Below are 21,339 nucleotides of genomic sequence, written 5' to 3'. Positions count from 1 at the left end.
CTTGAACTCCCTATCGCCCGGTCATCGCAAGCTGCTCGGGACGATAGCGCGCGCCGCTGACATTCGAAAGACGAATGCCGATCTCCGTGCGTTCCTCTTCCGTCAGGACGATATCGGCCGCCGCGGCGTTTTCCTCCAGATGCCGGATCTTGCGGGCGCCGGGGATGGGGACGATGAAGTCCTTCTGCGCCAGAATCCAGGCGAGTGCGAGTTGCGCCGCGGTGGCGCCCCGTTCGGCGGCGAGCGACTTCAGGGTTTTGGCAAGCGCCGCGTTGGCGGCCATGGCTTCGGCCTGGAAACGCGGCAGGTTGCGGCGGAAATCGTTCTCGGAGAGATCGTCGGGGGAGGTGAGCGCCCCGGTCAACTGGCCGCGCCCAAGGGGCGAATAGGGCACGAAGCCGATGCCGAGTTCTTCGCAGAGCGGCAGGATTTCCGCTTCCGGATCGCGGGTCCAGAGCGAGTACTCGTTTTGCAGGGCGGCGATCGGATGCACGGCATGGGCGCGCCGGATGGTCTGCGGTCCCGCCTCCGAAAGACCGAGGGCCCGCACCTTGCCGGCCTTCACCAGTTCGGCCATCGCGCCGACGGTCTCCTCGATCGGCACGTTCGGGTCGACGCGGTGCTGGTAGAAGAGGTCGATCGTCTCGATGCCGAGCCGCGACAGGCACTCGTCGGCCACCTGTTTGACATGCTCGGGCCGGGAGTTCGTACCGTCCATGGCGGCGGCGCCATCCACGCCCGTCTTGATGTTGAAGCCGAATTTCGTGGCGATGACGACACCGTCGCGTCGGCCTTTCAGGGCCTTGCCGAGCAGCTTCTCGTTGGTGAAGGGGCCGTAGACCTCGGCCGTGTCGAAGAAGGTCACGCCGATCTCGATGGCGCGGTGAAGCGTCTTGATCGATTCCGCTTCCTCCTGGCCGCCATAGCCATGGCTCATGCCCATGCAGCCGAGGCCGATGGCCGAGACCGTGAGGTCCGATCCGAGTTTGCGCTGGTGCATCGTCTCTGGTCCTTCTCTTGGGTGGTGAGCCGAAAGTGGGCCGCGCGGTGGCTTTCAAAAGCCCATGCCAATTTCACAGCTTGTTCGATACGGTGCACCAATGGATCGTTCGCTGCTATCTCCGCTCGCCCTTTTCGTGACCGTCGCGCGGCTGCGCTCGTTTCGTGCAACCGGACGTGAAGTCGGGCTGTCGCCCTCGGCGGTCAGCCATGCGATCGCCTCGCTGGAGACCGCGCTCGGCTTGAGATTGTTGAACCGGACCACGCGCTCGGTCTCGCCGACGCCCGATGGCGAGGCGCTGCTTTCGCGGCTCGGCCCGGCCTTCGGAGAGATTGCGGAGGCCCTCGTCGCGGCGGGTGCGGCGCGCGGCGAACCGAGCGGGACCTTGAAGGTCAACCTCTCCCGTTCGGCCTATGAGATCGTGATCTTGCGGAAGATCGCGGCCTTCCGCGAGACCCATCCTCACATCATCCTCGATTTCACCTTGGACGATGACTTCGCCGACGTCACTTCGAGAGGATTCGACGCCGGAATCCGCCTGCGCGAATCGATCGAGCGGGACATGATTCGCGTGCCGACCGGGCCGGCCATGGCGCTCGCGATCATTGCGAGCCCCGATTATCTCGCCCGTCACGGCAGGCCCGTGACACCCGCCGATCTCGCCGGGCATGCCGGAATCGTCCGCCGCTTCGATTCCGGACCGATCTATCGGTGGGAGTTTCAGATCGACGGGCAGCCCATGGTCGCGCTCCCCAAGCCTGCGGTCATCGTCAACGACACCCAGGCAGGAGTTGCCGCGGCACTCGAAGGACTAGGCATCGCCGTGGCGCTGTTGCCGCAGGTCGCCGAGCATATCGAGACGGGACGGCTCGTGCGGCTTCTTGCCGACCATTGCCCCGAGTTCGACGGTTTCGGCATCTATTATCCGTCGCGCCGCCAGATGCGCCCGGCGCTCCGTGCCTTCATCGAGCATTACAGAAGCTGATCGTCGCTCGCCGCATGACAATCCGACTCGCGACGAGAACCTTCGCGGCGGCGATCAGAAATCGAGTTCGGCGTAGTTGAGCGAGGGCGGCAGGCCGCGCACGCGTTCGGCAAGCAGAGCCCGGAAGGAGGGCCGCGACTTCAGCCGCATATACCAGTCCTTGACCAGAGGCTCCTCGTCCCAGGAGATCTCGCCGATATAGTCGAGCGTCGAGAGGGCGGCCGCGGCCGCGATGTCGGCATAGGACAGGCGCGTCCCCGCCAGCCAGTCCCGGCTTTCCACGAGCCAGCCGAGATAGCGCAGATGGTGCTTCAGATTGGCGCGTGCCGCGCGGATGGCGGAGGCGTCCGGGGCGCCGCCGCCCTGATCGGGCCGCATCTCGAGCTTGAAGACGCGCTCGCGGATGAGATAGCGCGTGACCTCATTGTCCATCTTGTAGAGGAACCACTCGGTCAGGCGTCGCGCCTCGGCGCGCTCCAACGGCTTTTCCGACATCAGCCGCTTGTCGCGCTGGAAGGCGCCGCGGGTCTCGTCGAGATACTCGCCGCAGACGATGCCGCCGACGATCGGCGGCCCGTTGTCCTCGATCAGAACCGGCAGTGTCGCCGCGGGATTGAGTGCGAGAAATTCCCGGCGCCGCTCCCAGGGCCGTTCCTCCACCAGTTCGCAGCGCTCGCCATACTCCCCGAGCACGAGCCGGACGAAGCGGGAGGCGGGGGACATCGGATGATGGTGAAGCTTGAGCATACAGTCTGGATTCGGAGGTTAAAGACGGACGGTCATGCCCGCCTCTGGCTCGGTGAAAGACCGGCTCTCCTCCCCCTGGGGTTGAAGGGCCGACACGTCCCGACGAGCCTCGCAGAAATTCGTCAACAGATCGGAAATGCCTGATTTTCCAATCGCTGTGCTCAGGCGAAGAAATCGCACGACAGCGCAACTGGTTCCGAATTGCGGCCAGATGAGGGCTTGCAAGACAAGGTTTCGCTTGCCGAACAGCGTCGCATCAGCCAGAGGGGCTATCGAGACGCAGGGGAAGGTCCGACACAGATCGAGCAGCGCACGGGCCCGCTGCGAGGGGGTGTATCGATGGACTGGGCTGCATATGTCGACGCGGCGATTCTCGGGATTGTCGAAGGTCTGACGGAGTTCCTGCCGGTCTCCTCAACCGGGCATATCCTGCTTCTCGGCCATTTCCTCGGCTTTCAGTCGACCGCCCGGACCTTCGAGGTGGTGATCCAGCTCGGCGCGATCCTGGCGATCCTGATCGTCTACTTCACCCGCCTCTGGCAGCTCTTCATCACGCTGCCGAGCGACCCGAAGAGCCGGCGCTTCGTCCTTGGCATCCTCATCGCCTTCCTGCCGGCTGCGGTGGCGGGGGTGATCGCCCACGACTTCATCAAGCGCGTCCTGTTCGAAACGCCGATGGTGATCTGCATCGCACTCATCGTCGGCGGCGTGCTGCTCCTCGTCATCGACCGCGTGCCGCGCAAGGTGTTCTACAGGGACGTGATGGATTACCCGCTGTCGCTGTGCCTGAAGATCGGCCTCTTCCAGTGTCTGGCGCTGATCCCCGGCACCTCTCGCTCGGGCGCGACGATCGCCGGGTCGCTGCTGATGGGCACCGACAAGCGCTCGGCCGCCGAGTTCTCCTTCTTTCTGGCGATGCCGACCATGGTCGGCGCCTTCACTTACGATCTTTTGAAGAACCGCGACGCGCTTTCCATGGACGATTTCGGGCTGATCGCGGTCGGCTTCGTCCTCGCCTTCGTTTCCGCGCTACTCGTCGTGCGAACGCTCCTCGACTTCGTCTCGCGGCACGGCTTCGCGCCGTTCGCCTGGTGGCGGATCGGGGTGGGGACGGTCGGGATCATTCTTCTGATGACGGTGGCGCCGGCCCAGTCCCCGTCGGCGTCTTCGATCGATGCGCGGGCGGACATGCTTGACGGGTCGGGACAATCCGTTGCTGGCCACGAGATCGCCGAGAAGGGTCCGCGCTTCAAGCCGGCGCAGTAGGACTCCGCGAGGGAGAACGCGAAAACCCCCGGTGGGGGCGAGCCGGGGGTTTTCGTCCTCTGCCGCTGGAAGGAAGCGGTCAGCGGCAGATGGTCTTGTAGCCGACGATGATGCGGTGGCCGTGGCGGCGGCTGTAGCGCTTGATCGGCCTTTCGAAGCATTCGGCGTCGTCATGGCGGTCGATGTGGTGGCCGCCGCGGGGATAGCCGTGGCCGCGGGGGCGTTCGGCCTTGACCCCGGCGATTGCGCCGACGAGGCCGATCACGGCGCCGATGACGGCACGGTCGCGATCCCGGTCGCGGGCCGAAGCGGTGGTGGTGGAGACGGAGACCGCCGAGGTGGCGAGGATGGCGGCGGCGACGGTGGAGAGGATGGTCTTCCTGAACATCGGGGCTTCCTTCTGATCGGTTGAGTTGCTGCGGGGGTCAGTCTCTTTCTGCTTTCTGGCGGCTCGTTCCGTCCGCCGATGAGAAGACCCTACCGATCCTCTCCGCCGATCGCTGTGATGCCCGTCACAGGGCGAACGAGCGTTGTCTTCGGGTCGGGCATTCTTGCCGCCCGACAGGCCCGCAAGGGTTGCCCGGGCCCGCCTCCAAGCCCGGACAAACAAATTTCATCAAAGACCGGACTGGAACCAACCGCCGCTGCTCCAAATTGCGAAGGAGCATGGTGGCGGCTGAGCCGGGCTCGCAGGCTGCTCTTCCGTGGATGTCCGCATGGCGGTTCAGCGGTCGCCGGCAGGGTCGCCTCGCCCCAATGCTTTGAACAGGGACAGAACATTCGTCATGGCATCACCCGGCAATCGCTTCGCTTTCGAGACCCGATGGGGCCCTCGGCCGTCCGGCTCAGGCACCGAGTTTCGCCTGTGGGCGCCCTCCGCCCCTTCGATCGAGCTTGCGATCGGCGACCACGCGGGCAAGCCGGCGGATTTCCTGCCGATGGAAAAGGACGGCGAAGGCTGGTGGCGGGTCACCACCGACAAGGTCCCGTTCGGCGGTGCCTATGGCTTTCGGCTGGAGAGCGGACTCGTCGTGCCGGATCCGGCGGCGCGGGCGCAGGCGGGCGACGTTCACGGCCTCTCGGTTCTGGTCGATCCTCAGGCCTATGAGTGGCAGAGCGCCGAGTGGAACGGCCGGCCCTGGGAAGAGACCGTCTTCTATGAACTCCACACCGGCACCTTCACGCCCGACGGCACCTTCGCCGGCATCATCGAGAAGCTCGACTATCTGAAAGAGGTGGGTATCACCGCGATCGAGCTGCTGCCGGTGGCGCAATTCATGGGCCAGCGGGGCTGGGGCTATGACGGCGTGCTGCTCTACTGCCCGCATGAAGCCTATGGCGGCGTTGCGGGCCTGAAGCGGCTGGTCGATGAAGCGCACAAGCGCGGGCTGATGGTCTTTCTCGACGTGGTCTACAATCACTTCGGCCCGGACGGAAACTATCTCGGCGCCTATGCGCCGGAGTTCTTCCACGAGGAGATCCACACGCCCTGGGGCGCGGCGATCGCCTATGACGAACAGCCGGTGCGCGACTTCATGATCGACAACGCGCTCTTCTGGCTCGAGGAATACCGGATCGACGGCCTGCGCCTCGACGCGATCGATTCGATCAAGGACACGACCGACACGCCGCTGGTGAAGGAGCTGGCGGCGCGGGTCCGCGAGGTCTTCCCGAATCGCCATGTCCATCTGACGACCGAGGACGACCGCAACATCACCTGGCACATTGAGCGTGAGAACGGTCGGCCGCCCCTCGTCTCGGGCGAATGGAACGACGATTTCCACCACACCGCCCATGTGATCGCCACCCACGAGGAAGAAGGCTACTATGCCGACTATTGTCGGCGCTCGGTCGCGCAGATGGCGAAGGCGCTGGCGACCGGTTTCGTCTTCCAGGGCGACTATTCCGGCCATCGCGACAAGGAGGTCGGGGTGTCGTCGGCCCATCTGCCGCCGACGGCCTTCGTGAATTTCCTTCAGAATCACGATCAGATCGGCAACCGCGCTTTTGGCGATCGGCTGACGGACCTTGCCTCCCGCCGGGTGGTTGAGTGTCTTCAGGCCATCTTGCTGCTCTCGCCCCAGATCCCGCTGATGTTCATGGGGGAGGAGTATGGCGACACCCATCCCTTCTGCTTCTTCACCGATTTCGACGGCGAATTGGCCGATGCGGTGCGCGAGGGGCGGCGCTCGGAATTCAAGAAATTCGCCGCCTTTCGTGACGAGGACGCGCGCAAGCTGATCCCCGATCCCAATGCGCTGAGCACCTTCGAGGCGTCGAAGCTCGACTGGACGATGCTCGAACGACCGACCTATCGTCGGCGGCTGGAGATGGTGAAGCGGCTTCTCGACAAGCGGCAACGCCTGATCGTGCCGCTTCTGGCCAGCGACATGGCGGCGGGCTGCGGCGAATATCACGTCTTGGACGATACGCTCGCCTTCGTTGTCGCCTGGCATCTGAAGGACGGTGGCTGTCTCCACCTTTTCGCCAATCTCGACGACGAGGCCTGGGCGATTCCGAGTGACGTGGTCAAAGGCGATCTCACGGCCGGCGATCTTCTTCATGCCCATCCCAAGGGGGCCGACGACGCCTTGCGGTCCGGCACCCTGCCGGGCCCTTCCGTCGTCTTCCGCCTGGAAAGCCAGAAGCTGATCGCAGGAAATCGCTGATGCAGTCCGACCTTGACCGGCTCGCCGCCAGCCATGGCATCCAGCTCACCTATATTTCCGAGCTCGGCGAGCAGAAATCGATCGACGACGACGCCAAGCGGGCGCTTTTGGCCGCCCTTGGCGTCGATCCCGAGACCGGCGCTCCCGGCAGCTTCGACGAGGCGGCCGATCGGCCGACGCTCGCCTGTCCGCTGCCCGAGGGGATCGCCGACAAGCGGTTCTGGGGCGTCGCCTGTCAGCTCTATGCGCTGCGCTCGGCGCGCAATCTCGGCATGGGCGACTTCGAGGATCTGGCGACCCTCGCCGGCATCGCGGCGGCGCAGGGCGCGGCCTTTGTCGGCGTCAATCCGCTGCACGCGCTGTTCCTGGCCGATCCCGGCCGCTACAGCCCTTATTCGCCCTCGACGCGGCGCTTCCTCAACCCACTCTACATCGCCGTCGACCACCTCGAAGGCGGGCGCGAGGCGATCGCAGCGCTGAAGGCCGAGGAGCCGAACCTGTTCGAAGGCGGTGAAGGCGATCTCGTTGACTATCCCGCCGTCGGCCGGCTGAAACACCGGTTGTTCCGGCGCATCTTCTTCGAGCGCAAGGCCGAGATCTGCGACGAGCAGGCCTTTCAGCGCTTCCTCGAGAATGGCGGGGAAGCCCTGCGTGGTTTCGCCCTGTTCGAGGCGATCTCCGAGGCGCAGGTCGAAGCCGGTGGCCATGCCGGTTGGCACGGTTGGCCGGAGGATCTGAAGGACCATCGCTCGGCCGCGGTGCAGCGCTTTGCCGAGGAAAACGCCGATGCGGTCCGCTTTCACCTCTGGCTGCAGTTCGAGGCCGAGGAGCAGTTGGCGAGCGCCCATGCCCGGGCCAAGACCGCCGGCATGGAGATCGGGCTCTATCTCGACCTGGCCGTGGGCGTCGCGCCGGACGGGGCGGAGACCTGGGCGGATCCGGAGCTGACCGTCGCGGCGGCGCGCGTCGGCTCGCCGCCCGACATGTTCAACAGCCAGGGCCAGGACTGGGGCCTGGCGCCCCTGTCGCCGAAGGCGCTCGCCGAGCGCGATCACAAGCCGCTCTTCGAGGCGTTTTCGTCGCTCACCCGCCACGCCGGTGCGGTCCGGATCGATCATGCCATGGGGCTTGCCCGCCTGTGGTGGATCCCGAACGACGCGCGGTCGGCAGGGGGCGGCTATGTGCGCTATCATTTCGACAGGATGGTCGACGCCGTGGCCGCCGCCGCAAAGGAGAACTCCTGCCTCGTCATCGGCGAGGATCTGGGCACGGTGCCGCCGGGCTTTCGGGACGTGATGGCCTCGGCCAACGTGCTCTCCTACCGCGTCCTTTATTTCGAGCGGCTGGACGATGGCGGGTTCATCGCGCCCCGCGCCTATCCGCACCTCTCGCTCGCCTGCGTCTCCACCCATGATCTGGCGACGCTCGCTGGCTGGTGGACCGGCACCGATATCCTGCTGAGGTACGAAGCCGGCACCCAGGACGAGGTGGCGACGGAGCGCGACCGGAACTCCCGCCTGCATGAGCGCTGGATGCTGCTTCAGGCGCTGGCCGAATCCGGCTCCATGCCCGAGGAATATGCCGCGATCGCCCGCGGCGGGGCGCCAGTGCCGGACGAACTGCCCTTCGGCCTCGCCGTCGCCGTCCACCGTCATCTGGCCAAGAGCGCGTCGCTGCTTCTGACGGTCCAACTCGACGACATGGTGGGATCGACACGGCAGCCCAACTTGCCGGGAACCACCGATCAATATCCCAATTGGCGCATCAAGAGCGCAGTCTCGCTGGAAGAGCTTTCCGATCACGAAGGCTTCCTTCAGCTCGGACGCGCCATGCGCGAGGAAAGGCCGAAATCGTCATGAGCCGACCGCTGGTCGCCACCTATCGCCTGCAGTTTCGCGAGGGCATGGACTTCCGCACCGCCACGGGTCTGGCACCCTATTTCGCCAAACTCGGAACCAGCCATCTCTATGCCTCGCCGATCTTCGCGGCCTCGGAAGGCTCGACCCATGGCTACGACGTCACAGACTACAACGCCCTCGAAGAGGGCCTCGGCGGCATCGCGGATTTCGTCGGCATGAGCGATGCGCTGGCATCGGCAGACCTTGGCCTCGTCATCGATTTCGTGCCCAACCACATGGGTGTCTCTCCGGCGAACCATTGGTGGGAAGACGTCCTGCGCTGGGGTGCGGAAAGCCGCTACGCCCAGACCTTCGATATCGCCTGGGAGGCCGAGAAGATCCTGGTGCCGGTGCTTGCCAAACCGTATGGCGATGCGCTGGAGGCCGGCGACCTCAGCGTTCGCCTCGACGAGCGAGCGGCGGCATTGCGCTTCGACGCTTCCGGCTATGGTCTGCCGATCGATCCGCGGACCTATGGTCATGTCTTCGGCCTTCTCGATCATCCCGAAAAGGACCGGCTCGTCCGGCGCTTCTCCGTCGCGACCCCGGCAGAGGCCGACGATCTGACCGAGCGTTTCCTGGAACATCTGCAGGAGCCGGATTTCCGTGCGGCCCTCGATCGTGCGCTCGCCGAAATCAATGCCGACAAGGCCGCGCTTCACGAATTTCACGAGGCCCAGGCCTGGCGGCTCGCCTGGTGGCGGACGGCGCGCGAAAAGCTCACCTATCGCCGCTTCTTCGAGATCGCCGATCTGATCGGCGTGCGCCAGGAATCCCGCCGGGTCTTCCGCGAATCCCACCAGACCGTCATCCGGCTTGCCCGCGAACGCCGGCTCGACGGCATCCGCATCGACCATGTGGACGGGCTCGCCGACCCGAAGGGCTATCTCGAACAGCTGCGCCAGGCGTTCCAGTCGGTGCGTCGCGCGCCTTCGATCCATGTCGAGAAGATCCTGACCGGCGACGAGAGGCTGCGCACGACCTGGGAGATCGAGGGCACCACCGGCTACGAGTTCATCACCGCACTGTCCGGCCTCTATGTCGATGCAGAAAGAGAAACGGCGATGACGGAGGCCTATCACGGCTTCCTCGGCGAGGAGCAGGACCTGCGGGTGATGATCCACCGGCAGAAGCGCACGATCTTCAAGCAAAACCTCGCCGGCGAACTGGCGGCACTGAAGGATCTCGCCTCCGCCGTTGCGGCCCGCGGCCTGTCGACCCGCGATCTCGGCGAGGACACGATCGGCCGGGCGATCGTCGAGGTGGCGGCGGCGCTGCCGGTCTATCGCACCTATGTCTCCGTCGATGGCGTGCCGCGCCGCGACATCGCGATCATCGAAGAGGCTGTCGATCTCGCCATGACCTTCCGCGAGGTCGAGGCGGACGAGCCGATCCAGTTCATCGGCCGGCTGTTGAAACTCGACTTCGAGGACGGCGAGGACATTGCGGGGGCGCTGAACTTCACCCGACGCTTCCAGCAGACGACCGGCGCCGTCATGGCGAAGGCCGTGGAGGACACGGTCTTCTACCGCTACAATCGGCTGATCGCGCTCAATGAAGTGGGCGGCGAGCCGGACCACTATGGCGCCGATCTCGACGCGTTTCACGAGGCGATGGCGATCCGCCTGCAGGATCAGCCCGAAGGCCTGCTCGCGACCTCCACCCATGACACCAAGCGCGGCGAGGATGCCCGTGCGCGGGTCTACACGCTCTCCGAGGCGCCGGAGGCCTGGGCTGCGTCGGTGGCGGAATTTGCCAATCTGATGGCGCCCTACCGGATCGAGATCGAGCCGGGCCTGAATTCGCCCGATCCGGAGACCGAGTGGGGCCTCTACCAGTCTCTCCTCGGCGTCCTTCCGGCCGATTTCGACCCCACTGACGAGGCTTTGAGAGAGGAGATCGCCGAGCGGCTCTCCGCCTTTGCCGAAAAGGCCGTGCGCGAGGCCAAGCGCTGGACGAGCTGGACATCGCCGGCGGAAGCCTACGAATCCGCGCTCCACGATTTCGTGGCGGCGATGCTCGCCGGAGGGGGAGAGGGGTCCTTCATCGCAAGGTTCTGGGAGGTTGCGCGCCCCTATGTCGCCGCCGGCGCGCTCAACTCACTCTCCCAGACCGCGATCAAGCTCGCCGCTCCCGGCGTGCCGGATATCTATCAGGGCACGGAGTTCTACGACCATTCCCTGGTCGATCCCGATAATCGTCGGTCGGTCGACTTCGCCGCCCGAAGCGCGGCCATCGACGACGAAAATTCCTTTGCCGAGGCAATGGCCGACTGGCGAAGCGGCGTAGTCAAGGCGCGGATGACCCGGGCTGCTCTCACGTTTCGCCGGGACAGCCCGGACCTCTTCACCAAAGGCGCCTACATTCCGCTTGTCGCGAGCGGAGAGCGGGCGGCCCATGTGGTCGCCTTCGCCCGGCGCTCCGAGGACGGGCGCACCGTGATCGCGATCGCCCCGCGACTGACTTACGGCCTGCTTGCCGGCGGTGACGACCCCCTCGAAGCCTGCCGGGGCTGGGAGGGAACGCGCCTATCTCTCGGCGATGGGCTGGAGACCCGTAGCTGGCGCAATATCTTTACCGGTGCGGAACTCGACGCCGCATCGGATCTCGCTCTCGATGCGGTTTTCGCCGAGTTGCCGGTGGCCATTCTGGAAGCGATCTGACCCGGCGTCCCGGATGTCGGGCGAGACTTCTTCAAACGACTGGTCGAGCCAAATCGAGAAAGGTCCGCAAAACGGACCGCGCGGGAGGGTGCCATGACCATTCGGGCCGTCGTCTGGAACGAGTTCATCCACGAGCAGAACAATGATGTCGTCAAGGAGATCTATCCGGACGGCATCCATGCGGCTATTGCCGGCTTTCTCGGCGCCGAAGACGGAATCGAGGCGTCGACCGCGACGCTCCAGGAGGCCGAGCACGGCCTGCCGCAAGAACGCCTCGACGAGACCGACGTGCTGTTATGGTGGGGGCACAAGGCCCACGGCCAGGTCGACGAGGCGATCGTCGACCGGGTGGCCGAGCGCGTCCATCAGGGCATGGGCCTGATCATCCTGCATTCGGGCCATTTTTCCAAACCCTTCAAGCGGCTGATGGGCACGCCCTGTTCGCTGCGTTGGCGCGAGGCCGGCGAGCGCGAGCGGCTCTGGGCGGTCAATCGCTCGCATCCGATCGTGCAAGGGGTGGGCCATTCCATCGAACTGCCGAATGCGGAAATGTACGGCGAGCCCTTCCTCGTGCCCGAACCGATGGAAACGGTGTTCATCTCCTGGTTCGAGGGCGGCGAGGTGTTCCGTTCGGGCCTGACCTATCAGCGCGGCGCGGGCAAGATCTTCTATTTCCGCCCCGGTCATGAGACCTATCCGATCTATCACAACCCCGAAATCCAGCGCGTGCTGATCAACGCCGTGCGCTGGGCCTACAACCCCGTCTCCGCCTGGAAAGACGTCTCGGCTGCGCCGAACGTGCCGGTCGACAAGGCGCCGGAGAGAATCGAGCAGAAGGGCGGCTCGCTGCACAAGCCGGGCGAACAGGGCTACCGGTAGGGCGGGGGGAGCGATCATGACACAGGACACTCCGAACGCCCCCTCAGGCGAAGGGATGGCTGCGGGTGCGGCCGGCGAAAAGCGCATCATGATCCTCGGCACAGGCGCGATCGCCCATCGCCATGCCGAGCACTTCACCTCGATTCCCGGCTGCCGGGTCGTGGGCGCCTGCGACGTCAATGCCGAGCGGGCGCGCACCTTTGCCGAGATGCATACGATTCCGCACGCCTTCGACGATCTGGCGCGGGCGCTCGAATGGGGCGAGTTCGACGCGGTGGTCAACGCCACGCCCGACGCCGCCCACAAGCCGACGACTCTTCAGGTGATCGAGGCGGGGAAGGCGATCTTCTGCGAAAAGCCCCTGGCGCTCAATGCCGAGGACGCCTTCGAGATGGTGGGCGCGGCCGAACGGGCCGGCCTCATCAACATGGTCAACCTCACCTATCGCAATGCCCATGCCATCCAGATGGCGCGGCGCATGGTGGCGGCCGGCGAGATCGGCGAGGTCCGCCATGTCGATGCGAGCTATCTCCAGAGCTGGCTCACGGGCAATCACTGGGGCGACTGGCAGACCGACGAGCGCTGGCTGTGGCGCCTGTCCTCGGCCCACGGTTCCAAGGGCGTTCTCGGCGATATCGGCATCCATATTCTCGACTTTGCCTGCTTCGGCACGGGCCTCGGCATCAGCGCACTCCAGGCGCGGCTGAAGACTTTCGACAAGGCCGAGAGCGGCGCGATCGGCGCCTATACGCTCGACGCCAATGATTCCTGCGCGATGACGGTGGAATTCGACAATGGCGCGCTCGGCGTCGTTCACATGAGCCGCTATGCGACGGGCAAGGCCAACGATCTGGACCTGACGATCCATGGCACTACGGGTGCCTTGAAGATCTGGTCGAATACTTTCGAGTCCAGCCTCGACGTGTGCCTCGGACCGGACATCCACACCCAGACCTGGAAGCGGGTCGAATGCCCGCCGACGCCGCGCAATGCCGACCGTTTCGTCCTGGCGCTCCTGTCCGGCGTCAATGGCGAGCCGGATTTCCGCCACGCCGCCGAAGTGCAGAAACTCCTCGACCTTTGCTTCGTGTCGGATCGGGAAAAGCGCATGCTCCCGGTGGTCCTGCCGCCGGTGTGACCCGCGGGCGGCAGACAGGCCATGAGCCATGACCATCGGGAGATGGGCGGTTGGGCGGCGTTCTCAGCCGGCTTTGGGGCGCAGGTCCTCAAAGGCGGGAAACGCGCTCGGGAAATCAGCGTACCATTTGGCAAGGGCGGGGCGTTCGGCCGCGAGTTTGCCGGCAAAGCGGATATCCATCCAGCCAAACAGGCTGGCCAGCGCGAAATGCGCCGTCGTCAGCCGGTCCGGCAGATCGGCGATCATCGCCTCCAGCACTTCGAGCCCGCGATCGGCCTTGCGCGTCTGCTTGTCGACCCAGGGCTGATGACGCTTGTCTTCGGGGCGATAGCGGTCTTCGTAGACGGTGAGGATCAGCGCGTCGGCGATGCCGTCGGCGGTCGCTTCCACCAGCTTGACCGCCCGCCACTCGTCGATCCCCTGGGGCACGAGCTGACCGCCGGTCATCTTGTCGAAATAGTCGCAGATCACGGCGCTGTCATAGAGCACGCCGCCATCGTCGAGGACGAGCGCCGGAATCTTGCCGAGCGGATTGGCCGAGAGAAGATCGTCGGGCTCGGCCGCGGTGTCGGCCAGAACGCCATCGAGGGCGAGGTCACAATGTTGGGCCGCCATGCGCACCTTGGCGGCGAAGGGCGAGGCGGGACTGTAGAAAAGGCGCATGGGGCTCGTTTCGTCGATCAGTATTTCGAGACATAGTCGGGCAGCACCGCGCCTTCGGGCGGGTAGCGCCGCAGCGATTGGCAATTGGCGCCGTAGACGTGCCACTCGTCAAGACCGAGCACGCAGCCCTCCGCACGCCAGCCGCGCACCGGCGAAAAAATGCCGAGATAGCTGTCGGCGGCCGCATAGCCCATCGGATATTCGATCAGATAGTAGACCGTCCGCCACTTGCCGTCGGAGATCAGGGCTTTGGCCTGGCAATAGCGCCGCTCGATCGGATTGGGGTCAGGATAGGGATCGTCCGTGACCGGCGGCAGATAGGCCTTTTCGAACATGCCGGTGAATTCGAGGATTTCGAGCTTGGCTTCCAGCATGCGCGGCGCGCCGTACTCGAACTGATCCTCGACCTCGCCCAGCACGTCGGCATTGTCGCACGTCGGGACGTTGGTTTTGATCGGCGCAGGGCGATACTTCTGCAGGTCGGCCGCGGCTGCGGGAAGCGCGACCGAGGCCGTCATGATCGAAAGACAAAGGCTTGCAAACCGGCGCATGATCTCATTCTCCCTCGGGGCCTGCACAATGGCCGCCGTACTCTCGGACTCGCCGAAGGCTAGCACCGTTTGTAAATGAAGGGGTTTCTTATCACCCCTTGGCGCCGTCTTTGATGGAAAATGTTGCTGCTTTGCCTCGCACGAGCACGGGCGCGAGCCGCGAAAAGATCCGCTCGGCCTCCTCGGCGAAGACGAAGGGCGGATTGATGACGGCGAGGCCCGAGCCGACGAAAGTCTCTGCAGCTCCCGCCTCGCTGGGCTCCCACGCTTCGCGATAGAACTCGGCAAAGACAATCTCGTCCGGGGCGAGCGCCGAAAGCCGGTCATGCAACCGCTCGACCGTGGCGCGCTTCTTGACCGGATACCACACGGCATAGGTTCCCCCGCGCCAGCGGACGATGGCCTTCTCCAGGGCGTCGGCGAGATCGTCGACCTCGCTCACCTTCTCGAAGGGCGGGTCGATGAGCACGAGGCCGCGCTTTTCCTTCGGCGGCAGATGCGCCCCGAGCGCCAGCCAGCCGTCGAGCGCAATCGCCTTCACCGCTTTGTCCCCGGCAAACAGGGCCTTCAGCGCCGCCCCGTCTTCGGGATGAAGCTCGTAGGCCGAGAGCCGGTCCTGCCGGCGCAGGAGACGGCGAACGATCAGCGGCGAGCCCGGATAGCGCCCGTCGGCGACATCCGGCGCGATGGCCTGCCAGTAATCGGCGAGAAGCGGGTCTTCCCGCAGGGCCGGATCAGCAGCAGCCAGCGCCGCGACGCCTCCGGCATGTTCCATCGTCCGCCGCGCTGCCTCGCCGTCGAGGTCGTAGAGACCAGGGCCGGCATGGGTGTCGTAGACGCGGATCGCGCCCTCCTTGCGCTGGAGATAGCGCACCAGCCGGCACAACAGCGCGTGCTTGACGACATCGGCGAAATTGCCGGCATGAAAGGCATGGCGGTAGTTCAAGCGATCTCCATTCGTCGCGCCTCCCGGCGATCGGTCTCCGGACTGCAAACACTGCGTTCAGCGGCTGGCGGCCCGTGTTGCGTCGCACCATATCGGCGTCCACCCCGGTCGGCCCCGATTTCTGCCCCATGAATGCGGGGCCGGCCATACTCGAAAGGACGATAGAATGTCGAACGACGTCCTCCTCCAGCCCTTCGGCCTCGGTCCGAACCAGCTTTCGAACCGCGTCGTCATGGCTCCGCTGACCCGCAGCCGCGCGACCGATGCGGGTGTGCCCCGCGACATGCATGTGGACTATTACCGCCAACGCGCAAGCGCCGGACTGATCATCACCGAGGCGACGAACATTTCGCCGGAAGGCCGCGGATATGCCTGGACGCCGGGCATCTTCTCGGACGAGCAGGTCGCGGCCTGGCAGAAGGTGAACGATGCCGTCCATGCCGAAGGCGGCAAGATGTTCCTGCAGCTCTGGCATGTCGGGCGCGTGTCGCATCCCGACCTTCAGCCGGGCGGAGCACTTCCGGTCTCCTCCTCGGCCGTGAAGCCGGAAATGAAGGCCTTCACGGCTGACGGGTTCAAGGACATCCCCACGCCGCGGGCGCTCGAAGCCTCGGAGCTGCCGAGGGTCGTGGACGATTTCGTGAAGGCGAGCGAGAACGCCAAGCGGGCCGGATTCGACGGAGTCGAGGTCCATTCCGCGAATGGCTATCTCCTCGACCAGTTTCTGCGGGACGGCGCCAACAAGCGCACCGACGAATTCGGCGGTTCGATCGAAAACCGCATGCGGTTTCCGCTGATGGTGGTCGACGCCGTGACCGAGGTGTTCGGGCCGGAGCGCACCGGCATCCGCATTTCGCCGGTCTCGCCGGCGAACGATCTCGTCGACAGCGATCCCGAGACCCTCTTCACCGCCTATGTGAAGGAGCTTTCGAAGCGCCGGCTGGTCTATCTCCACGTGATCGAGGGTGCGACCCGCGGCAGCCGCGACCCGCATGAGTTCAAGGCATGGTCGCTGAAGCAGCATTTCGACGGCGTCTATATGGGCAATAACGGCTATACGCCGGAACTCGCGGCCGAGCGGATCGCCAAGGGAGAGATCGATCTCGCCTGTTTCGGCCGGCCTTTCATTTCCAACCCCGATCTGGTGACCCGCATCGGCCTCGGCGCTCCGCTGGCCGAGTGGGACGAGTCGACCTTCTATGGCGGCGGCGAAGAGGGCTACACCGACTATCCGCCTCTCAGCGCGGAAGAACTGACGCGCTACGTCGCGACGGCGTAGAGCGATCCGGCAAGACAAAGGGGCCAGTCGAGAGACTGGCCCCTTTGTCTTTCGTCCGGACCAATGGCCCTGAACCCAAAGAGGGCGTCCTTACCCCCAGACGGCCCTTGCCACCTCGACGCAGCGTTCGAGCTTGCGCCACTGGTCGTCCTCGGTGAGGTCGTTGCCATGGGCGGTCGACGAGAAGCCGCACTGGTGCGACAGGGCGCACTGGTCGAGATCGACGAATTGCGAAGCCTCGTCGATGCGCTTTTTGACCAGGTCGGCCGGCTCGACATCGCCGGATTTCGACGACATCAGCCCGAGCACCACGGTCTTGCCCTTCGGCATGTGGCGCAGCGGCGCGAAGTCGCCGGAACGCTCGTCGTCATATTCCAGGAAAAAGCCGTCGATCGCCATTTCGTTGAACAGGATCTCGGCGACCGGCTCGTAGCCGCCCTTCGCGACCCAGGCGCTCTTGAAATTGCCCCGGCACAAATGGACCGAGATCGTCATGTCGGAGGGGCGGTCCTTGATGGCGTCGTTGACCAGCCGGCAGTAGAGGCGGGTCAGATCGTCCGGGTCGTCGCCGCGCTTGGCCGTGCGGTCCCGGATTTCCGGATCGCACAGATAGGCGAGATTCGTGTCGTCCATCTGCAGGTAGCGGCAGCCGCGATCGGCCAGATCCTTGATCTCGTCGCGATAGGCGGCCGTCAGATCGTCGTAGAAGGCTTCGAGATCGGGATAGACATCTTTCGAGATCGCATCGCGCCCGCCGCGGAAATGCAGCATGGAGGGGGCGGGAATCGAGACCTTCGGCGTCTCGGTGACGACGGACTTCAGAAAGTCGAAATCCGCACCCTGGATCGAATCGGCATGGGCGATCTTGTCTTCCACATGCATGGTCGGCGGGGCGAAGCCGACTTCCGAGCCGTCGTCTTTCCGAAAATGCGTCTTGAACTCGCCATAGGTGACGTTGACGCCGTGGAGCTTCTCCAGAAAATCCACATGGAAGAAGGTGCGCCGAAACTCGCCGTCGGTGATGCCCTTGAGGCCGACATCCTGCTGGCGCTGGACCACCTCGCGGATGCATTCGTCCTCGATCGCGCGGAGTTCCTCGGCCGAGAGCTTGCCGTCGGCAAACTGCGCCCGGGCGGTCTGAAGCCGTTCAGGTCTCAGGAAGCTGCCGACATGGTCGGCCTTGAAGGGGGGAGTGGTCATGATCGTTTCCTGCCAGTCGTTCCCGTTGAGAAGCGGTCGAATTCTGCCAGCGCTGATCTGGAGCGATGATGGTGGAGCGCCAGGTCGCAGTCGCGTCTGCAGCCGTCGACGAAAAGCCTCTATTATGAACTATAGGTTATGAAACTGCCCGGCAAAACCATTTTACCGGTGCTTAATGTTCATATCATCTTCGAGAGGTGGCCGTACAGGGAGTGGACGGCCGACGGCCGTTGCTTTGTCGGCGGGTTTCGACCACGCTGAGACACGAACCGCACCAGGCGGTGTCCACCGCGGCGCGGTGGCAGGAAGACGATCGGGGAGGATCTCATGCTGAAGACCATGGTGAAGGCGGCTCTCGCAGGCGCGATGTTGGCCGCAGGATTGAGCGGGGCGGCCGCGCAGGACGTCACCTTGCGCGTCCACCAGATGCTGCCGCCGCAGGCGACGATCCCGCAGGAGGTGCTCGAGCCCTGGGGCGAGGCGATCGGGGAACAATCGGACGGCCGGATCGCCGTCGAGCACTATCCCTCGATGCAGCTCGGCGGTTCTCCGCCGGAGCTGTTCGATCAGGCGCGCGACGGCGTCGTCGACGTGATCTGGACGGTGCTCGGCTATACGCCGGGGCGCTTCCCGAAGGCCGAGACCTTCGAATTGCCGTTCATCATGACCGATGCGGTCTCGACCTCCGAGGCGTTCCAGGAGTTCGTCGAGAAGAACGCGATGGACGAATTCGACGAGGTTCATCTTCTCGCCGTCCACACGCACGGCCCTGGTCTTTTCCACACCAAGGAGCCGATCGAGAAGCTGGGGGATCTTCAGGGCATGAAGATCCGCGGCGGTTCGCGGGTGATCAACGACCTTCTCACCAAGCTCGGCGCGACCCCCGTCGGAATGCCGGTTCCGGCGGTGCCCGAGGCCCTGTCGAAGGGCGTCATCGACGGCACGACCATTCCCTGGGAAGTGACGCTGCCGCTGCGCGTGTCGGAACTGGTGAACAACCACACCGGCTTTTCCGGCGAGAACGGCCTCTACACCCAGACCTTCGCCATCGCCATGAACAAGGACACCTATGAGAGTCTGCCCGACGATCTGAAGAAGATCATCGACGACAATTCCGGAATGAAGCTCGCCCGGATGGCCGGCGAGGCGATGGCCGCGCAGGATGCGGTTGGCCTGAAGAAGGCCGAGGATGCGGGCAACAACGTCATCATGCTCGACGAGGCCGAGACGCAGCGCTTCAAGGATGCGTCCCAGTCGGTCATCGAGGACTGGGTCGCCGAGGCGGAGGGACGGCAGGCGCTGCTCAACGACGCCAAGGCGCTGATCGCGAAGCACACCGCCGAAGATGGTGCGGGAAGCGACGCGGGGATGACGGAGAGTTCCTCCGACGCCGCCAAGAGCGAGTAGCGCGCTGCGATTTTGAGGTGAAAATCGCGAGGGACGGGGCCAGTCCGTCCGGTTCCGTCCCCGTGTCCGGCGCGAGTGTGTCCGGCGCCGGCCAGGGATCGAAGACAAGGCGATCGAGTTGAGCGAGAGTGGAGCAACCCCGCGCGAGGAGGGAGGCCTTGGCCGTGTGGTCGAAGGGCTGTCCCTCGTCCTCGCATTCTTCGGCGGGATCTGCCTCGTCTTCATCATCGTCCTCACCACGGCCTCGATAACCGGCCGCCTGCTCCTGACCTACGACATCTGCTGCGGACCGATTCCGGGCGATTTCGAGCTGGTCGAGATCGCCGCGGGCGTCGCGGTCTTCATGTTCCTGCCCTACTGCCAGCTGAAGCGCGGTCATGTGACGGTCGATATCTTCTCCGGCGTCATGGGCACGAGAGGCGTCCAGATCACCGAACTCGTGGGCAATGTGCTGATGACGGGAGCCGCCGCCATCATCGTCTGGCGCATGGCGCTCGGATTGCAGGACAAGATGCGCAGCGGCGAGGAAAGCTTCATTCTGGGACTGCCGGTCTGGTGGGGCTATGCCCTTTCGATCGTCGGTGCGGCGGCGTTCGTCCTCGTCTCGGCCTATACGATCTATCGCTCCGTGATCGAGGTCGCCAGTGCCGCCGCGCCGCAGCCTCACCACCCCGAATACTGAGCCGGCGAGCCGCAAGCTTTCATGTCCAACCTCGACATCGCGCTTCTTTCCTTCCCCGTTCTCCTCGCCCTGATCTTCCTGCGCGTTCCGATCGGGCTGGCCATGCTGATCTGCGGCTTCTTCGGCAATTGGCTGGTGCTTGACCGGTTCACGCCGATCCTGGCGCAGTTGAAGACGCTGACCTTCACGACCTTTTCCAACTACTCCCTGTCGATCATCCCCTTGTTTCTGCTGATGGGGCAGTTCGCGGCCAAGGGTGGCATGAGCCAGGCGCTGTTTCGCGCCGCCAATGCCTGGATCGGTCACCGCAAGGGCGGCGTCGCCATGGCGGCGGTGGGCGCCTGTGCCGGGTTCGGCGCGATCTGCGGCTCGTCCATCGCCACTGCCGCGACCATGGGCAAGGTGGCGCTGCCGGAACTGAAGCGCTTCGGCTATGATGGTGGGCTGGCGACGGGGGCGCTCGCCGCCGGCGGCACCCTCGGCATCCTGATTCCGCCCTCGGTCATTCTGGTGATCTACGCGATCCTGACCGAGCAGAACATCGCCAAGCTCTTTCTGGCGGCCGTTGTTCCGGGCATCCTGGCGATGCTCGGCTACATGCTGACCATCGCGATCTATGTTCGGCTGAAGCCCGGCGCGAGCGGCGTGCGCGAGCGGGCCTCGATGGCCGAACGGTTGCGGCTGACCCGCGACGTGTGGCCGGTGCTCGTCGTTTTCTTTCTGGTGGTCTTCGGCATCTATTTCGGCTGGTTCACGCCGACGGAGGGGGCGGCCGTCGGCGCGGCGGGAACCGGGCTGATCGCGCTTTTGAACGGGGGGCTCAAGGACGGGGCGTTCGGCGAGAGCATCCGCGACACTGCGATCGCCACCGGCATGATCTTCCTGATCATTCTCGGCGCCGGGGTCTACAATTCCTTCCTGGCCCTCAGCCAGCTGCCGCAGCAGGGCGCGACCTGGGTCACCGAGCAGGGCTTTTCGCCCGCTCTCGTCCTGACGGTGATCCTTCTGACCTATCTCGTCTTCGGCTGCGTGATGGATTCGCTGTCGATGATCCTGCTCACCGTGCCGATCTTCTTCCCGATCGTCACCGGTCTCGATTTCGGCCTGCCGCCGGACGAGTTCGCCATCTGGTTCGGCGTCCTGATCCTCATCGTCGTCGAAGTCGGGCTGATCACACCGCCGGTGGGGCTCAATCTCTTCATCATCAATTCGATGGCGAAGGACACGCCGATGATCCGCACCTTCCAGGGCGCCGCGCCCTTCGTCGCCTCGGATGTGGTCCGCACGGCGATCCTCGCCGTGTTCCCGGCGATCACACTGTTTCTGGTGCGCTGGCTGTACTGAGACGCGAACACGAGAAGGCCCG

The 21,339-nt window shown here is 64.9% G+C and carries 18 protein-coding genes; 11 read left to right on the top strand and 7 right to left on the bottom strand.

Annotation, left to right across the window (positions count from 1 at the left end; translation table 11 throughout):
• Positions 1 to 10 precede the first annotated feature (10 nt).
• Positions 11 to 1,000, bottom strand: a complete 990-nt coding sequence (locus tag MF134_RS03820) for an aldo/keto reductase (protein ID WP_255338083.1) — start codon at positions 998 to 1,000, stop codon at positions 11 to 13.
• Positions 1,001 to 1,100: 100 nt separating this feature from the next.
• On the opposite strand from MF134_RS03820, the gene MF134_RS03815 reads away from it, so the two are divergent.
• Positions 1,101 to 1,985, top strand: coding sequence for a LysR family transcriptional regulator (locus tag MF134_RS03815; protein WP_255338082.1), 885 nt, complete (start codon positions 1,101 to 1,103; stop codon positions 1,983 to 1,985).
• Positions 1,986 to 2,039: 54 nt separating this feature from the next.
• On the opposite strand, the gene MF134_RS03810 is transcribed toward MF134_RS03815, so the two are convergent.
• On the bottom strand, positions 2,040 to 2,732 hold the full coding sequence (locus MF134_RS03810; protein WP_255338081.1) for a glutathione S-transferase family protein: 693 nt from the start codon (positions 2,730 to 2,732) through the stop codon (positions 2,040 to 2,042).
• A gap of 339 nt (positions 2,733 to 3,071) precedes the next feature.
• On the opposite strand from MF134_RS03810, the gene MF134_RS03805 reads away from it, so the two are divergent.
• Complete coding sequence (locus tag MF134_RS03805; protein WP_255338080.1) at positions 3,072 to 3,998, top strand: undecaprenyl-diphosphate phosphatase; 927 nt, start codon at positions 3,072 to 3,074, stop codon at positions 3,996 to 3,998.
• Between the two features lie 79 nt (positions 3,999 to 4,077).
• Here the strand turns inward: MF134_RS03805 and MF134_RS03800 are convergent, their stop codons facing one another.
• Complete coding sequence (locus MF134_RS03800; protein ID WP_255338079.1) at positions 4,078 to 4,386, bottom strand: hypothetical protein; 309 nt, start codon at positions 4,384 to 4,386, stop codon at positions 4,078 to 4,080.
• A 397-nt stretch (positions 4,387 to 4,783) separates the two neighbouring features.
• On the opposite strand from MF134_RS03800, the gene treZ reads away from it, so the two are divergent.
• The 5 genes from treZ to MF134_RS03775 all read left to right on the top strand — a co-directional run bounded on the left by treZ (position 4,784) and on the right by MF134_RS03775 (position 13,245).
• The gene (treZ, locus tag MF134_RS03795) at positions 4,784 to 6,667 is read left to right on the top strand and encodes a malto-oligosyltrehalose trehalohydrolase (protein ID WP_255338078.1); all 1,884 of its coding nucleotides are present in this window, start codon (positions 4,784 to 4,786) and stop codon (positions 6,665 to 6,667) included.
• Positions 6,667 to 8,526 (top strand): 4-alpha-glucanotransferase, encoded by a 1,860-nt coding sequence (gene malQ / locus MF134_RS03790; RefSeq protein ID WP_255338077.1) that lies wholly within the window; start codon positions 6,667 to 6,669, stop codon positions 8,524 to 8,526. Before treZ ends, malQ begins: the two co-directional genes overlap by 1 nt.
• Positions 8,523 to 11,228, top strand: coding sequence for a malto-oligosyltrehalose synthase (gene treY, locus MF134_RS03785; RefSeq protein ID WP_255338076.1), 2,706 nt, complete (start codon positions 8,523 to 8,525; stop codon positions 11,226 to 11,228). The genes malQ and treY overlap by 4 nt, the downstream gene beginning before the upstream one ends.
• Before the next feature lie 93 nt (positions 11,229 to 11,321).
• On the top strand, positions 11,322 to 12,107 hold the full coding sequence (locus MF134_RS03780) for a ThuA domain-containing protein (RefSeq protein WP_255338075.1): 786 nt from the start codon (positions 11,322 to 11,324) through the stop codon (positions 12,105 to 12,107).
• Positions 12,108 to 12,162: 55 nt separating this feature from the next.
• Positions 12,163 to 13,245 carry a Gfo/Idh/MocA family protein gene (locus MF134_RS03775; RefSeq protein ID WP_255338513.1) on the top strand — a complete coding sequence of 361 codons (1,083 nt, stop codon included), beginning with the start codon at positions 12,163 to 12,165 and terminating at the stop codon, positions 13,243 to 13,245.
• A gap of 63 nt (positions 13,246 to 13,308) precedes the next feature.
• Here the strand turns inward: MF134_RS03775 and MF134_RS03770 are convergent, their stop codons facing one another.
• The 3 genes from MF134_RS03770 to MF134_RS03760 all read right to left on the bottom strand — a co-directional run bounded on the left by MF134_RS03770 (position 13,309) and on the right by MF134_RS03760 (position 15,405).
• Positions 13,309 to 13,908, bottom strand: a complete 600-nt coding sequence (locus tag MF134_RS03770) for a glutathione S-transferase family protein (protein ID WP_255338074.1) — start codon at positions 13,906 to 13,908, stop codon at positions 13,309 to 13,311.
• Positions 13,909 to 13,925: 17 nt separating this feature from the next.
• The gene (locus MF134_RS03765; RefSeq protein ID WP_255338073.1) at positions 13,926 to 14,459 is read right to left on the bottom strand and encodes a hypothetical protein; all 534 of its coding nucleotides are present in this window, start codon (positions 14,457 to 14,459) and stop codon (positions 13,926 to 13,928) included.
• Positions 14,460 to 14,550: 91 nt separating this feature from the next.
• Positions 14,551 to 15,405: a 23S rRNA (adenine(2030)-N(6))-methyltransferase RlmJ gene (locus MF134_RS03760; RefSeq protein WP_255338072.1), complete on the bottom strand. Its 855-nt coding sequence runs from the start codon at positions 15,403 to 15,405 to the stop codon at positions 14,551 to 14,553.
• Positions 15,406 to 15,571: 166 nt separating this feature from the next.
• Here MF134_RS03760 and MF134_RS03755 point away from each other — a divergent pair, with 166 nt between their 5' ends.
• Entirely contained in the window at positions 15,572 to 16,684 is a 1,113-nt protein-coding gene (locus tag MF134_RS03755) for an alkene reductase (protein ID WP_255338071.1), read from the top strand.
• Between the two features lie 90 nt (positions 16,685 to 16,774).
• On the opposite strand, the gene MF134_RS03750 is transcribed toward MF134_RS03755, so the two are convergent.
• Complete coding sequence (locus MF134_RS03750; RefSeq protein ID WP_255338070.1) at positions 16,775 to 17,884, bottom strand: 5-methyltetrahydropteroyltriglutamate--homocysteine S-methyltransferase; 1,110 nt, start codon at positions 17,882 to 17,884, stop codon at positions 16,775 to 16,777.
• A gap of 327 nt (positions 17,885 to 18,211) precedes the next feature.
• Here MF134_RS03750 and MF134_RS03745 point away from each other — a divergent pair, with 327 nt between their 5' ends.
• The 3 genes from MF134_RS03745 to MF134_RS03735 all read left to right on the top strand — a co-directional run bounded on the left by MF134_RS03745 (position 18,212) and on the right by MF134_RS03735 (position 21,317).
• Positions 18,212 to 19,291 (top strand): TRAP transporter substrate-binding protein, encoded by a 1,080-nt coding sequence (locus MF134_RS03745; protein WP_255338069.1) that lies wholly within the window; start codon positions 18,212 to 18,214, stop codon positions 19,289 to 19,291.
• Positions 19,292 to 19,409: 118 nt separating this feature from the next.
• A complete protein-coding gene (locus tag MF134_RS03740; protein WP_255338068.1) occupies positions 19,410 to 19,973 on the top strand; it encodes a TRAP transporter small permease in 564 nt (187 codons plus the stop codon).
• A gap of 21 nt (positions 19,974 to 19,994) precedes the next feature.
• Positions 19,995 to 21,317 carry a TRAP transporter large permease gene (locus MF134_RS03735; protein ID WP_255338067.1) on the top strand — a complete coding sequence of 441 codons (1,323 nt, stop codon included), beginning with the start codon at positions 19,995 to 19,997 and terminating at the stop codon, positions 21,315 to 21,317.
• Positions 21,318 to 21,339 lie beyond the last annotated feature (22 nt).

Origin of the sequence: Jiella marina (assembly GCF_024359545.1) — a bacterium.
Taxonomy (GTDB): domain Bacteria; phylum Pseudomonadota; class Alphaproteobacteria; order Rhizobiales; family Rhizobiaceae; genus Jiella.
Note: the sequence above shows the minus strand (reverse complement) of the source record. Positions and strands in the feature narration are given on the sequence as shown.

Excerpts from the sequence above, each read along its gene's own strand:
- MF134_RS03820 (WP_255338083.1), bottom strand. The coding sequence starts at position 1,000 with ATGCACCAGCGCAAACTCGGATCGGACCTCACGGTCTCGGCCATCGGC.
- MF134_RS03815 (WP_255338082.1), top strand. The coding sequence starts at position 1,101 with ATGGATCGTTCGCTGCTATCTCCGCTCGCCCTTTTCGTGACCGTCGCG.
- MF134_RS03810 (WP_255338081.1), bottom strand. The coding sequence starts at position 2,732 with ATGCTCAAGCTTCACCATCATCCGATGTCCCCCGCCTCCCGCTTCGTC.
- MF134_RS03805 (WP_255338080.1), top strand. The coding sequence starts at position 3,072 with ATGGACTGGGCTGCATATGTCGACGCGGCGATTCTCGGGATTGTCGAA.
- MF134_RS03800 (WP_255338079.1), bottom strand. The coding sequence starts at position 4,386 with ATGTTCAGGAAGACCATCCTCTCCACCGTCGCCGCCGCCATCCTCGCC.
- treZ (WP_255338078.1), top strand. The coding sequence starts at position 4,784 with ATGGCATCACCCGGCAATCGCTTCGCTTTCGAGACCCGATGGGGCCCT.
- malQ (WP_255338077.1), top strand. The coding sequence starts at position 6,667 with ATGCAGTCCGACCTTGACCGGCTCGCCGCCAGCCATGGCATCCAGCTC.
- treY (WP_255338076.1), top strand. The coding sequence starts at position 8,523 with ATGAGCCGACCGCTGGTCGCCACCTATCGCCTGCAGTTTCGCGAGGGC.
- MF134_RS03780 (WP_255338075.1), top strand. The coding sequence starts at position 11,322 with ATGACCATTCGGGCCGTCGTCTGGAACGAGTTCATCCACGAGCAGAAC.
- MF134_RS03775 (WP_255338513.1), top strand. The coding sequence starts at position 12,163 with ATGGCTGCGGGTGCGGCCGGCGAAAAGCGCATCATGATCCTCGGCACA.
- MF134_RS03770 (WP_255338074.1), bottom strand. The coding sequence starts at position 13,908 with ATGCGCCTTTTCTACAGTCCCGCCTCGCCCTTCGCCGCCAAGGTGCGC.
- MF134_RS03765 (WP_255338073.1), bottom strand. The coding sequence starts at position 14,459 with ATGCGCCGGTTTGCAAGCCTTTGTCTTTCGATCATGACGGCCTCGGTC.
- MF134_RS03755 (WP_255338071.1), top strand. The coding sequence starts at position 15,572 with ATGTCGAACGACGTCCTCCTCCAGCCCTTCGGCCTCGGTCCGAACCAG.
- MF134_RS03750 (WP_255338070.1), bottom strand. The coding sequence starts at position 17,884 with ATGACCACTCCCCCCTTCAAGGCCGACCATGTCGGCAGCTTCCTGAGA.
- MF134_RS03745 (WP_255338069.1), top strand. The coding sequence starts at position 18,212 with ATGCTGAAGACCATGGTGAAGGCGGCTCTCGCAGGCGCGATGTTGGCC.
- MF134_RS03735 (WP_255338067.1), top strand. The coding sequence starts at position 19,995 with ATGTCCAACCTCGACATCGCGCTTCTTTCCTTCCCCGTTCTCCTCGCC.